Origin of the sequence: uncultured Maribacter sp. (assembly GCF_947495965.1) — a bacterium.
Classification (GTDB): Bacteria; Bacteroidota; Bacteroidia; order Flavobacteriales; family Flavobacteriaceae; genus Maribacter_B.
The window spans coordinates 121335-134837 of sequence record NZ_CANMBB010000002.1; the positions used below are offsets into that span (position 1 = coordinate 121335).

The following is a 13503-nucleotide window of genomic DNA, read 5'->3' on the forward strand; positions in this document are numbered from 1 at the left end:
TCGTTGTATTTTTGTTTTACATGAAACACTCTACAATTGCATCTGCACAAACTATAATTTTACATTGTAAAGCAAAGGGAATAAAAAATATTGTTATATCTCCTGGTTCTAGAAATGCTCCTTTAACAATTTCATTTACAGAAAACCCTTTTTTTAACTGCTATAGTATTGTAGATGAACGCTCTGCTGCTTTCTTTGCGCTTGGTATGGCTCAGCAATTAAAAGAACCTGTTGTTGTTGTTTGTACTTCAGGAAGTGCATTATTAAACTACTATCCTGCAATTGCAGAGGCATATTATAGTGGCATTCCTTTGGTTGTAATTTCTGCGGATAGACCTTCTTATAAAATAGATATTGGAGATGGGCAAACCATAAGACAAAAAAATGTTTTTAGTAACCATATTGGCTATTCTGCAAATTTAAAACAAGATGCAAGCCATGCGAGTGAAATTTATAATTCGCATATAGTACCTAAAGTAGATTCTAAAAAACCTCAAGATACTATACAGGCCTATAATGATTCTGAATTAAATACCGCTTTGAATACAACAATAAATTTAAAGCTACCAGTACATATTAATGTGCCTTTTGAAGAGCCTTTATATGATAAGGTTAGTACTGTATCTGTTATTCCAAATATTCTTTTTGAAGAAGATTCTAATTCAAATCTTAATGATAAAATTGAAGATTTTAAAGAAAAATGGAGTAGTGCAGAACGTATAATGGTACTTGTAGGAGTTAATGAACCTAATGCCATAGACCAAGAGTTGTTAGATGTGCTTGGGAGAGATTCACGAATTATAGTTTTTACAGAAACTACTTCTAATTTACACCATCCTAATTTTTTTCCAAGTATAGATAGTATTCTTGCACCCATAGAAAAAGCAAACAATAAAGAAGAATTATTCAAGAATTTAAAGCCAGAAATTTTAATCACATTTGGAGGATTAGTAGTTTCAAAAAAAATAAAAGCCTTTTTAAGAAGCTATAAACCAACAGAACATTGGCATATAGATAAACTAAAAGCGTTAAATACTTACTTTAGTTTAAGTCATCATGTAAAGGAAAACCCCTCTATTTTCTTAAAATCTATAGTAACATCAAAAAAAGATGAAAGTAATTATTTTAATTTTTGGAATAAAAAAAGGAATCAATATCAACTCAAAAGAGAAGAATATTTACAAAAAATTCCGTTCTCAGATTTTAAAGTTTTTGATAGTATTTTAAAAAGCATACCTAATAAATATCAATTACAACTAGCAAATAGTTCTACGGTTCGCTACACGCAACTCTTTGATAATAATAAGACTGTTCCTGTTTTTTGTAACAGAGGAACCAGTGGAATAGATGGTAGCGTATCTACGGCTGTTGGTGCATCTATCTATAATATAACACCTACTTTATTGATTACAGGGGACTTAAGTTTTTTTTACGATAGTAATGGTTTATGGAATAATTATTTAAAAAAAGATTTTAAAATTATTGTTGTAAATAATGAAGGCGGAGGAATTTTTAGAATTTTACCGGGAAAAGAAGAATCTAAAACGTTTAACACTTTTTTTGAAACTAGAAATAATTTATCAGCAAAAGAAATATGTAAGCTTTATAATTTAGAATACCTACATGCAGAAGATGAATATTCTTTAGAAGAACAATTAAGAAAAATGTATAAAACAACAGAGAAACCTGCAGTTTTAGAAATAAAAACCCCTAGATTAATAAATGATAAAATTTTGATTGATTATTTTGATTTCATATCTTAGACTTTTATTAACCATTAATTAATAACAATTCTAAACATTATGAGTAAAAGAGACGATCTAATTGCTAAGTACGCTGCAGACATTAAAGACAAGTTTGGAGAAAGTGCTGATATGGATTTATTAACAAAAGTTACTATTGGATTAGGACCTTCTATCTACAACATTGATGCTTCTAAAGTATCTGGTGGAGATGAGAAAGAATTAGCAACTGTTAAAAACAACTACTTAATCAAAAAATTGGGTATGGCAGATTCTGCTAAATTAGATGAAGGTATTAAAACAGTAATGGATAAATATGGTTCTTCTAATAGAAATAAGCATAGAGCTGTTGTTTATTACATGCTTTGTAAGCATTTTGGAAAGCAGTCTGTTTACTAGATAGAATTTCCTTAAAAAATATGAAACCGCTCTTTAAGAGCGGTTTTTTTGTTTTACTAATTTTAATATCGTATTTGCTGTTTTATATATTTTAAGAACAAGACTTATAATTCTTTTTTAAAATGTAATTTTGCAGCATGATAGAATTAGGGAAGTTAAATAGTTTAGAAATATTACGAACAACAAGTGTAGGATTGTTTTTAGGAGATAATGAAGGTAATGATATTCTTTTACCAAATAAGTATGTGCCAGAATCTTATGAAATTGGGAGTAAAATATCTGTTTTTTGCTATTTAGATTATGAAGAAAGACCAATTGCGACTACTTTAGAACCTTACATAATGGCAAACGAATTCCAGCTATTAGAAGTAGTAGAAGTGAATGAATTTGGTGCATTTATGCAATGGGGTTTAGAAAAACATTTGTTAGTTCCTTTTAGAGAGCAAAGAGTAAAAATGCAAGAAGGACAATGGTATGTAGTTTATTGCTATTTAGATGAACGCTCTAACCGTTTAGTTGCTTCTAATAAATTAGATCGCTTTTTAAGTAACGATACTATAGAATTAAAGGTTTGGGATCAAATAGAGATTATTGTTACAAGACAAACCAACTTAGGATGGGAAGTCATTGTAAATAACAAACACAAAGGATTAGTATATTCTAATGAAGTGTTTAAAAAAATTGCAATAGGAGATACAATGCCTGCTTGCGTAAAAACAATTAGAAAAGATAATAAGTTAGATATTTCTTTACAACCATTAGGAACTAGAGTTTTAGAACCTGCTGCGAATAAGATTTTTGAAATGCTAACTAAAGAAAACGGATTTTTACCTTTTAATGATAAGTCGTCTCCGGAAGAAATTACAACCACTTTTCAAATGAGTAAAAAGACTTTTAAGAAAGGAATAGGTAGTTTGTATAAAGAAAGAAAAATAGAGATCAAAAAAGATGGTATTTATAGTATAAAATCAAATTAAGACTCCTTGTATAATTATTTGGTTTTTAGTTGTTTATAAAATTTACTATATTTATTTATAATAAGAAAATAAAATTTAATTTTTCTTTTTAAAAAAAGAGTAGACATTCGGCTATTTTAATTAACTTTAGCCTGTTAAATTAGCCCCAAAACTAATACTGCATGCCATTTATAGAAGAAAGCGATTTATTAGAATTGCATAAAGATATTGATAAAGCTCAGATAATTAATGAGCGTTTACTGGATCAAATAAAAATTAAAAACAAAGAATTAAAAAAAAGTAATATTCAGCGTAATGTGCTTGCTGGTGTAACTGCTTTATTTTTAATAGGAACATTAGCTATAACCTCATTTACAGCAGGTCTTAGTAGTTCTAATACTTTTAAAAAACAAAATAATACTAGTAACTTATTGGTTTCTATAGATAGTTTAGATGCTATTAAAAGCAGAATAGACAATCTTAAAATTCAGAATGAAGAGTTAAGTTTGGTTAAAGAATTTTACTTAGCTAAAGAGTTTATAGAGAAAGAAAAAATTTATTCTGTGCAGGTTAAATCTTTTGTTGATAATAATGTTACTCTAGCTTCAGAAGCTTTAACAAATACACTTTTTGTAAAAACAAATCCTTTTTATTCCTATTCTTTAGGAAATTTCCAAACTCTTAATGAAGCTCAAAAATTTAGAAAACAGTTGGTAGACCTAGGTTTTCAAGATGCTTTTGTTGCTTCTTATAAAGATGGAAAACGTATTCAAATAGAAGATCCTTTTTAATTTTGAATAAAGTAAACATCTGGTTAAATGCAGCTAGATTAAGAACGTTACCATTATCTATTTCAGGTATTTTAGTGGGTACTGCAATTGCTAATATGTATGGTTTTACAGACAATATTATTTTAGTTTTAGCTTTATGTACTACCATAGGTTTTCAAATAACTTCTAATTTTGCTAATGATTATGGAGACGGAGTTAAAGGAACAGACAATGAAGACCGTATAGGCCCCAAAAGAGTACTGCAAAGTGGATTATTATCTAGAGCTCAATTAAAAAAAGGAATACTACTTTCTATTGGTATTAATATACTACTAGTTCTTGTATTGGTTTTCTATAGTTTTGGAATAGAAAATTGGAAATATATAATACTTTTTTTAATTCTAGGTTCTTTTAGTATTTGGGCAGCTATAAAATATACCGTTGGTAAATCTGCTTACGGTTATAGAGGTTTAGGAGATGTTTTTGTCTTTCTTTTTTTTGGACTTCTAAGTGTTTTAGGAACACTTTTTTTATATGCTAAGTACATCACTTTTTTATCTGTATTGCCTGCTATTACAGTTGGAGCTCTAAGCACAGGAGTTCTAAACTTAAATAATTTAAGAGATTATAATTCTGATAAAAAAGCTTTAAAAAATACTGTAGTAGTAAAAATGGGATATGAGAATGGGAAAATTTACCATTATATTTTATTAACAGTTGCAGTTTTATCTTTACTAGTATTTACTATTAAAATATATCAAAACTGGTTTGTTTTACTACCATTACTAGTTGTATTTCCTTTATTATTACATGCCAAAAGAGTTGTTACTACTTTGGAACCCATTAAATTAGATCCAGAACTTAAAAAATTAGCATTGACAACTTTTTTTATGTCAATACTCATATATTTTTGTTACAATTATTTTTTGTAATTTTGAGTTTAAACCAATTAAACTAAATAACCTTGGAACAACCAATTAAAATACTTATCGTAGAGGACAATGTCATAATTGCGGATGATATGCAATCTATGTTAGAAGAAATTGGTTACGAGATTGTAGACAATGTTATAGTATATGAACAGGCTGTTGAAGTTCTAAAAACTCAGCAGGTAGACCTAGTTTTAATTGATATTATATTAGCATCTGATAAAACTGGAATTGATTTAGGTAAGCATATTCGCGATAATTATGATATTCCTTTTATTTTCGTAACATCTAACTCTGATAGAGCAACTGTTGAAAATGCAAAAACAGTAAAACCTAATGGGTATTTGGTAAAACCGTTTGAGCAGCAAGACCTTTATACTTCTATAGAAATAGCACTTTCTAATTTTACTTATGGTGCTGCAGAAAAAAATGGTAATGTAGCTTCTTCAGAAGATGCTCCAATGTCTAACTCTATTCTAAAAGATTCAATTTTTGTTAAAAAACAACATCTTTATTACAGAATTCAGTTTGGAGATATTCAATTTATAAAAGCAGACAATGTTTACTTAGAGGTAAATACTGTAGATAAAAAGTTTTTGGTTAGATCTCCTTTAAAAGACTATTTAGAGAAATTACCTAAAAACAAATTCTATAGAGCTCATAAATCATACATAGTTAATGTGGATCATATAGATGCTATTAATTCTAAAGATATTATGATTAACAATAATTTAATTCCAATATCAAAAGATTTTAAAGAGTTTATTATTTCAGCAATGAACTCTTAAAAACAATATTTCAGTTTAAAAAGACGCCATAAATGGCGTTTTTTTATTTTTTATGACCATCTAAAACATCCATGAAATACGTATTTTATCGATGAAAAACACTTGTTTTTAATTATAGTCAATTACACAACAATATTTAAGGGTTACACAACAATATTTCTATAGTTTTCTACGGATAGAATATTTTTGAATGATATTAACGCGTGATAATTTTTTAATACTAATTGCGTTAAAACTAATACAAAAAGAAGAGTAATTATGTTTGAATTTGTTGCATTGTAATACTATGAGAAAACTGCTGAAAAAATTCTTACACGCCACTTTATTATGCTTCTTTATTGTTTCTGGGATTAATGCTCAGGATTCTCTAGACGTTAAACCTACAGTTTTTAAAGAGTTTAAATTGCTAGAAAATGTAAATACTAGATTTAACTTCTTTTTTAATACTCCAAATAGATATACAGAGAATTCTGCATATGATTGGTTAGATTCGGTAAATTTATATTTAAATGAATCAGAACATAAGAACGATTCTACAGCTGTACAAAAGTATTCTGTTGTACAGTCTCAAATTCATTATGATTTAGGGGATTATGATAAAAGTTTAGCTATTGCTAAAGAATTATATGAGAAAAAAGAAAGTTTAGGTGCAGACACTAAGCTTATAGTCTTAAACCTTTTAGATACAAACTATTCTAAGCTAGAACTTTATGCAAAGCAAATAGAAATTAGAAAGGAAAAGAAAGATTTAGGTATTACAGAAAACATTGCTTTCTACGATATATATTCCAATTTAGGCCTCCATAGAAAAGCAATGGATGATTATTTTAAAGAGGAGAAAAAGTTTATTGCAGAGGATGATTTTTATGGACAAGCTGTTTTTTATAATAATGTTGGAAATTATTTACGTTTAGATAAATCTACCCCAACTGCATTAAGTACGTATAAGAAAGCGAAAGGTTTTGTTGATATTTATCTAAACGATGTAACTAAAATAAAAACAGAAAAGCAATTATCTGAAGCCAACCACCTTAAAGGAATTATAGAAGGGAATATTGGAAAATGTCATGTTTTATTAAAACAATATAGTGACGCTTTACCATATTTAGAAAGAAGTGTTGCTACTATAAAAGAATTTAATGCAGGTAAATTTTCTTCAGATGCGGTAGAAAATACTTTAGAAATAGCTGAGTGTTATTTGCAATTGGATGATTTAGAAAAAACTACCGATATTTTAAGTAGTTCCATTGCTCCAATTAAAACCGACAATATTCTAAAAAAATATAAGCTATATGCTTCTTACTATAATAGAACGGGAGATTATAAAAATGCAACCGAATATTTAAATAAAGTTATTCGTTTAAAAGACTCCGTGAGCTTAAATCAATCTTCATTAAAAAAGCAACAATTAGCAGCAGTTGTGGGACAAGATTTGGAGTATTCCAAAAAAATGATGGAGCAACAAAAGCAAGATTTAGAAGATTCTAGAAATAAAATGATAGAGAAAGATGAGCGAATTAACATGGTTTTTATAACACTTGTATTTCTATTATTAGGTTTTGCAGGTTTAATTTATGCTTATTTAAGAATTATAAAAAGTCAAAGACTAATTGTAGAACAAAAACATATTATTGAAAAGGCATTAGTAGAAAAAGATTCCCATTTAAAAGAAATACACCATAGGGTAAAAAATAATTTGCAAATGGTTTCTAGCTTATTAAGTCTTCAAACAAAGAATACAAGAAGTAAGTCTGCAATTGCTGCCTTAGAAGAAGGTAAAAGTAGGGTAAAGGCCATGGCTTTAATTCATCAAAAATTGTATCAAAATGAAGACCTTTCTGTTATTGAAATGCAAGGGTATATAGAGAGTTTAATAAATAGTGTACAGTCTGTTTATAAAAAAGGAGGTCATAATATTAATATAACTATTGATGCGGAAGGCGTAGAGCTAGATATTGATAGAGCAATCCCTTTTGGATTAATGTTAAATGAGTTAGTTTCTAATTCTTTTAAATATGCTTTTCCAGATGATAATGCAGATGGTAAAATTTATATTCATCTAAGAAAAATGATAGGCAAAGAAGGCTTTTTTGAATACACTGATAATGGTGTAGGGTTACCAGAAGATACCGAAGTTAGAGCCGAAGCTTCTATGGGTATTCGCTTAATGAACCGTTTAGCAAACCAGCTTCAAACCAGCTTAAATACTGACAGAACAACGGAAGGAGTACGTTTTTGGTTTAATTTTAAATAATGACACTCTTCAAAGCTACAATCTATGGTTAAAGTTTAAGAATTCATAAATTGTAAAATTTTTTATTTCTATTTTTAGAAAAAATATAACTAATCTACTTTTGTTATCTTACGGTACTTTTGAGTACAATTTTATGAAGCAATTTTGGAAAAAATCGTTTTATATAAACGACAATGATTTCTTTTCTTCTCTACGAGCAGAAATAATTAATTTACAATCTTTTGTGTTTGACAAATAAGTTAAAGCTTCTCCAATACCAGAAGAAGCGCCAGTAATCCAAACAATTTTATTATTTATCCTTTTCATTAAAATGTTTTTACTGCTTAAAAATATAGTTAAATTTGATAGGTATATATGAAAGCTACCTATAAAAAATATAATTTAATATTTAAACAAGCGAGTGGTACCTCTAGAGGGGTGTTAACTAATAAAGAAACTTGGTTTATTATTCTAGAAGAAAACGGAAAAAAGGGAATTGGTGAATGTGGTCTTTTTAGAGGGTTAAGTATAGATGATGTTCCTGAATATGAAAAAAAACTTAAATGGGTAGTAGCTAATATTCATTTAAGATTAGAAATTTTATTAGAAGAATTAATTCATTTCCCAAGTATTCAATTTGGTTTAGAGCAAGCTTTTTTATCTTTAAATTCAGAGGACTCTTTTTCTCTTTTTCCATCTAACTTTATAAATAATAATGCTTCAATACCCATAAACGGTTTAATTTGGATGGGAGATGAGGATTTTATGTTAAAACAAATTGAAGAAAAATTACAGGAAGGCTTTAATTGTATAAAGTTAAAGATTGGAGCAATAGATTTTTCTAAAGAATTAGCACTAATAGAATCTATTAGAAAAAAGTTTACGCCTAAGGAAATAGAATTAAGAGTAGATGCTAATGGTGCATTTACTGTAGAAGAAGCATTAACTAAATTAAAACAATTAGCACAATTTAAAATTCATTCTATAGAACAACCTATTAAACAAGGTAATATTTTAGATATGAAAGTTTTGTGTAATTCAACCCCTTTACCTATTGCATTAGATGAGGAGTTAATTGGAGTTTTTACAATTGCCGAGAAAGAAAAATTATTACAAACAATAAAGCCGCAATATATAATCCTTAAACCAAGTTTGGTTGGTGGTTTTAAGGGGAGTTTAGAATGGATTACTTTAGCAGAAAAATATAATGTTGGTTGGTGGGTAACCAGCGCTTTAGAAAGTAATATTGGTTTAAATGCAATTGCGCAATGGACGTATACACTTTCTAATAAAATGCCGCAAGGACTTGGAACAGGGGCCTTATTTACAAATAATTTTACTAGTCCGTTATATGTAGAAAACGGAAAGTTATTCCATAGTAAATTTGTAGGTTGGCAAAATAATTTAATAGAAGATTTATGTATATAGAACAAGGGTTTAAAGGAAGAGAAGATTTTTGGAGATATATTATTGGTGTATTAATTATTTTTGTGGGTTGGCAAATTTTAGGAATGATTCCTTTAATGATTGGTCTTGCGTCTAAAGTAGATGGTTTAGGAAATTTACCAACAGATGTAGCGGGAATGAGCTCTTTATTGGGGTCTAATATGTTTCTTTTTTTAATGTTAGTATCTTTTGCTTTTGGTCTTGTAGCTACATTTTTTACCACTTCTGTATTACACCAGCAAAAAATAGTTGCGCTAACTACTTCCAGAAAAAAAATAGATTGGAGAAGAGTGTTTTTCTCTTTTGGTTTATGGGGAATAGTATCCGTTGTATTAATTTTGTTAGATATTTACCTATCTCCAGATGATTATGTCTTAAACTTTAAGTTAAGACCATTTCTTATTCTTGCCGTAATAAGTATTATTCTTATTCCAATACAAACAAGTTTTGAAGAATATTTTTTAAGAGGATATTTAATGCAAGGAATAGGAATTGTAGCTAAAAATAAATGGCTTCCTTTGGTTATTACCTCTGTAATTTTTGGGCTATTACATTTAGCCAATCCTGAAGTGGATAAATTAGGGTACGGCATTATGGTATTCTATATAGGAACTGGTTTTTTTCTAGGCATTTTAACTTTAATGGATGAAGGTCTAGAGTTGGCGTTAGGTTTTCATGCTGCAAACAATTTAATTACAGCATTGCTTGTAACGGCAGATTGGACAGCTTTTCAGACCGATTCTATTTACAGAGATATCTCTAACCCAGAATTAGGTTTAGATGTTTTTGTTCCAATTTTTGTGATTTTTCCTATTCTACTCTATATTTTTTCTAAAAAGTATAATTGGACCAATTGGAAAGAACGTCTTACAGGAGAAATTGTATCTAAAGAAGAATTTTTAGAAGAGAAAATTGAAGAAATTGGATTGGAATAAAATACATGTAGACTTTAAATTAAATGGTGTTTCTATTGGGGAAGATACAATCTCTGAAGTTGCTTATTCTTTTATTAAAGAAGGGGAAAATTTTGAAAAGGAAATAGGTGATTTTTTGCAATGTTGGATAGATAATAATGAAACTATTGAAGTTAAAACTTCTGGTTCTACAGGAATACCAAAAACTATTGTTCTTAAAAAAGAACATATGGTGAACTCTGCTTTAGCAACAGGAGATTATTTTAATTTAAAACCAAAGGATACAGCATTCATGTGTATGTCTGCAAGTTATATTGCTGGTAAAATGATGCTGGTAAGGGCAATGGTATTAGGGTTAGCAATAACAATTGTTGCCCCTAGTTCTAATCCTTTAGAGAATGTAACAAAACAGTTTGATTTTTGTGCAATGGTGCCCTTACAATTGCAAAACTCTATAAACAAATTACATACTTTAAAAAAAGTTATTATTGGTGGTGCTCCAATGTCTGCTTCTTTAAAAGAAAAAGTACAAGGAATAAAAACAGAAGTTTTTGAAACCTATGGAATGACAGAAACAATTACCCATATTGCTTTAAAGAAAATAAATAATAACTCGAAAAAAACTTTTTCTATTCTTCCAGGTATTAAAATAACAAAAGATAATAGAGATTGTTTGGTAATTGACGCTCCCAAAATCACAAATACTACCATTTTTACAAATGATATAGTAGAGATAATTTCTGAAACTGAATTTAATTGGTTGGGCAGAATAGATAATGTTATTAATTCTGGAGGAGTAAAATTACATCCAGAACAAATTGAAACCAAACTTTCTACTATTGTTAAAAGCAGATTTTTTGTTGCAGGAGTACCAGATGAAACCTTAGGGCAGAAACTAATTTTGATAGTTGAAACTAGTGATAATGTATCTAATTTATTATCTAAAATTAAAAATTCAGGACTTTTTGGTGTTTATGAAATCCCTAAAGAAATACATGCAATTTCAAAATTTGAATATACAAAAAGTGATAAAGTGCAACGTTCTAAGACATTAGAAATGTTGAAAAAATAGTGTTCCCTCATTCAAAAGCATACTTCACTCGTTCTTCATTTTTTTACTTCTATCTTAAGTATAGGTTTGTTTTAAACAATTAAAACCAGCCTTATGAAAAAAATGAATCTATTTAAAGTATTATTCCTTTTTGCATTATTTGTAAATGCACAAGAAATAACAATTTCAGGAAATGTAACAGACCATGAAAAATTACCCTTACCAGGAGTAAATGTAATTGTAAATGGAAAAGCAGAAGGAACCCAAACAGATTTTGATGGTAACTATACTTTAAAAACAGAAGTTGGTGATTCCTTAGTTTTTAGTTACATAGGTTATATAACCAAAACAATTGTTATCGCTAATTCTAAAATGATTAATGTTCAGTTGGAAGAAGATGAGCAAGTTTTAGAGGAAGTTATAGTAATTGGTTATGGAACACAAAGGAAGAGCAGTATAACAGGTTCTGTTGTAAGAATTAGAGGGAACTCTTCTATTGCTTACAGAAAACCTACAAAGCGAGAAAAATTAAAAAATAATATAGCCCAACAACTACAAGGAAAAATTTCTGGAGTACAAATTGTAAATAGCGCAGCTAGCCCATCAGTCACAAAAGAGATTAATACTAAACCTAGTAACAACTCTTATGAACCAATGTATATTATAGATGGTGTAGTACAAACCGGAGGCGAAAAAAGTTTAAATAAAATAAAAGCATCAAAAATAAATACCACAGAGGTTTTTAAAGGAGTAAAGGCAAGAGCTCTTTTTGGAGAATCTGCAAAAAATGGATGTGTAGTTATTACCACTAAAAATTATAAAAACTCTATAAATTATGATGAGGAATATGCTAGATTATCAGAAAACAAATTTAAAAAAACACAACTAAACCCATTATCTACTTTTTCTATAGATGTTGATAAGGCAGGCTATAGTAATATTAGAAGAATGATAAATAATGGAGAGACAATACCAGTAGAAGCAGTAAGAGTAGAAGAAATGGTAAATTATTTTAATTATAAGTATCCACAACCAAAAGGGGAACATCCATTTTCTATAAATACTGAAGTTGGAAAAACTCCTTGGAACTTAGATACCAAAATAGTCCGTATTGGCCTTCAGGGAAAACAATATATAAATGAAGAGTTACCAGCATCTAACCTAACTTTTTTAATAGATGTTTCTGGTTCTATGGATGCTTCAAATAAATTACCACTATTAAAATCGGCCTTTAAACTATTTACAAATCAACTAAGAGAAAAAGATAAAGTTTCTATTATAGTGTATGCAGGAGCAACTGGTATGGTTTTGCCACCAACAAATGGAGACAAGAAAGAAAAAATACTTGCCGCTTTAAATAATTTAAGTGCGGGTGGTTCTACAGCAGGCGGAAAAGGGATAAAACTAGCATATAAGTTGGCTTTAAAGAATTTTAAGAAAAACGGGAACAACCGTGTTATACTTGCTACCGATGGTGATTTTAATGTTGGGGCTTCTAATAACAAGGCAATGGAAAATTTAATTGAAGAAAAAAGGAAATCTGGTATTTTCTTATCTGTACTTGGTTTTGGAATGGGAAACTATAAAGATTCTAAATTAGAACTATTAGCGAATAAAGGAAATGGTAATTATGCATATATAGATAACATGCAAGAGGCTCAAAAAGTTTTTGGGGATGAATTTGGAGGTACCTTACATACTATTGCTAAAGATGTAAAAATCCAGGTAGAATTTAATCCTACTAAAGTACAAGCATATAGATTAATAGGATATGAAAACCGTTTATTAGCGGATGAGGATTTTGTTGATGATACTATTGATGCTGGAGAGTTGGGAAGCGGTCATAAGGTTACAGCACTTTATGAGATTGTGCCTGTTGGTGTACAGACAGAATATATAAAAGAAGTTCCTTCTTTAAAATATGTAGATACTGCAAATACTACTAATTTTTCGGAAGAGTTATTTACCGTAAAATTTAGATATAAGAAACCAAATGAAAATACTAGTATAGAAATGATTCATACACAGTTAGATGTGCTAGATGATTTGTCTACCGATTTTAATTTTGCTTCTGCAGTAGCTTTATTTGGACTGCAACTTAGAAAATCTCAATTTACCAATGGAGCCAAAACTAAACAAATACTAGAATTGGCAGAAAAGGGTAGAGGTGCGGATAAAATGGGATATAGAGCAGAGTTTATACGCATGGTTAAATCACATCAAAATATGTAGAAATTACATGAAACAAAAAGAGCGACACTATTGTCGCTCTTTA

The 13503-nt window shown here is 29.0% G+C and carries 12 protein-coding genes; 11 read left to right on the plus strand and 1 reads right to left on the minus strand.

The genetic code is table 11. From position 1 onward, the window contains the following. Positions 1-20: 20 nt before the first annotated feature. The 7 genes from Q0820_RS04910 (at position 21) to Q0820_RS04940 (ending at position 7838) form a co-directional block, all read left to right on the plus strand. The gene (locus Q0820_RS04910; protein ID WP_298485663.1) at positions 21-1763 is read left to right on the plus strand and encodes a 2-succinyl-5-enolpyruvyl-6-hydroxy-3-cyclohexene-1-carboxylate synthase; all 1743 of its coding nucleotides are present in this window, start codon (positions 21-23) and stop codon (positions 1761-1763) included. Positions 1764-1802: 39 nt separating this feature from the next. Then, complete coding sequence (locus Q0820_RS04915) at positions 1803-2141, plus strand: DUF2853 family protein (protein WP_298485667.1); 339 nt, start codon at positions 1803-1805, stop codon at positions 2139-2141. 137 nt (positions 2142-2278) lie between these two features. Beyond that, the gene (locus Q0820_RS04920; protein WP_298485669.1) at positions 2279-3118 is read left to right on the plus strand and encodes a S1-like domain-containing RNA-binding protein; all 840 of its coding nucleotides are present in this window, start codon (positions 2279-2281) and stop codon (positions 3116-3118) included. 161 nt (positions 3119-3279) lie between these two features. Next, positions 3280-3888, plus strand: a complete 609-nt coding sequence (locus tag Q0820_RS04925; protein WP_298485670.1) for an SPOR domain-containing protein — start codon at positions 3280-3282, stop codon at positions 3886-3888. Between the two features lie 2 nt (positions 3889-3890). Continuing rightward, positions 3891-4799 carry a 1,4-dihydroxy-2-naphthoate octaprenyltransferase gene (gene menA, locus Q0820_RS04930; RefSeq protein WP_298485673.1) on the plus strand — a complete coding sequence of 303 codons (909 nt, stop codon included), beginning with the start codon at positions 3891-3893 and terminating at the stop codon, positions 4797-4799. Positions 4800-4831: 32 nt separating this feature from the next. Then, on the plus strand, positions 4832-5584 hold the full coding sequence (locus Q0820_RS04935; protein WP_121066151.1) for a response regulator: 753 nt from the start codon (positions 4832-4834) through the stop codon (positions 5582-5584). Between the two features lie 286 nt (positions 5585-5870). Next, complete coding sequence (locus Q0820_RS04940; RefSeq protein ID WP_298485676.1) at positions 5871-7838, plus strand: sensor histidine kinase; 1968 nt, start codon at positions 5871-5873, stop codon at positions 7836-7838. A 159-nt stretch (positions 7839-7997) separates the two neighbouring features. On the opposite strand, the gene Q0820_RS04945 is transcribed toward Q0820_RS04940, so the two are convergent. Next, a complete protein-coding gene (locus Q0820_RS04945; protein ID WP_298485678.1) occupies positions 7998-8144 on the minus strand; it encodes a hypothetical protein in 147 nt (48 codons plus the stop codon). Positions 8145-8192: 48 nt separating this feature from the next. Between Q0820_RS04945 and Q0820_RS04950 the strand changes: the two genes are divergently transcribed. The 4 genes from Q0820_RS04950 (at position 8193) to Q0820_RS04965 (ending at position 13460) form a co-directional block, all read left to right on the plus strand. Next, on the plus strand, positions 8193-9245 hold the full coding sequence (locus Q0820_RS04950; protein ID WP_298485680.1) for an o-succinylbenzoate synthase: 1053 nt from the start codon (positions 8193-8195) through the stop codon (positions 9243-9245). Further along, a complete protein-coding gene (locus Q0820_RS04955; RefSeq protein ID WP_298485682.1) occupies positions 9236-10198 on the plus strand; it encodes a CPBP family intramembrane glutamic endopeptidase in 963 nt (320 codons plus the stop codon). Before Q0820_RS04950 ends, Q0820_RS04955 begins: the two co-directional genes overlap by 10 nt. Continuing rightward, entirely contained in the window at positions 10176-11249 is a 1074-nt protein-coding gene (locus Q0820_RS04960; protein WP_298485684.1) for an AMP-binding protein, read from the plus strand. Before Q0820_RS04955 ends, Q0820_RS04960 begins: the two co-directional genes overlap by 23 nt. Before the next feature lie 93 nt (positions 11250-11342). Beyond that, the gene (locus Q0820_RS04965; protein ID WP_298485686.1) at positions 11343-13460 is read left to right on the plus strand and encodes a von Willebrand factor type A domain-containing protein; all 2118 of its coding nucleotides are present in this window, start codon (positions 11343-11345) and stop codon (positions 13458-13460) included. Positions 13461-13503 lie beyond the last annotated feature (43 nt).

Coding starts and splice junctions, on each gene's coding strand:
- Q0820_RS04910 (WP_298485663.1), top strand. CDS start 21: ATGAAACACTCTACAATTGCATCTGCACAAACTATAATTTTACATTGT.
- Q0820_RS04915 (WP_298485667.1), top strand. CDS start 1,803: ATGAGTAAAAGAGACGATCTAATTGCTAAGTACGCTGCAGACATTAAA.
- Q0820_RS04920 (WP_298485669.1), top strand. CDS start 2,279: ATGATAGAATTAGGGAAGTTAAATAGTTTAGAAATATTACGAACAACA.
- Q0820_RS04925 (WP_298485670.1), top strand. CDS start 3,280: ATGCCATTTATAGAAGAAAGCGATTTATTAGAATTGCATAAAGATATT.
- Q0820_RS04940 (WP_298485676.1), top strand. CDS start 5,871: ATGAGAAAACTGCTGAAAAAATTCTTACACGCCACTTTATTATGCTTC.
- Q0820_RS04945 (WP_298485678.1), bottom strand. CDS start 8,144: ATGAAAAGGATAAATAATAAAATTGTTTGGATTACTGGCGCTTCTTCT.
- Q0820_RS04950 (WP_298485680.1), top strand. CDS start 8,193: ATGAAAGCTACCTATAAAAAATATAATTTAATATTTAAACAAGCGAGT.
- Q0820_RS04955 (WP_298485682.1), top strand. CDS start 9,236: ATGTATATAGAACAAGGGTTTAAAGGAAGAGAAGATTTTTGGAGATAT.
- Q0820_RS04965 (WP_298485686.1), top strand. CDS start 11,343: ATGAAAAAAATGAATCTATTTAAAGTATTATTCCTTTTTGCATTATTT.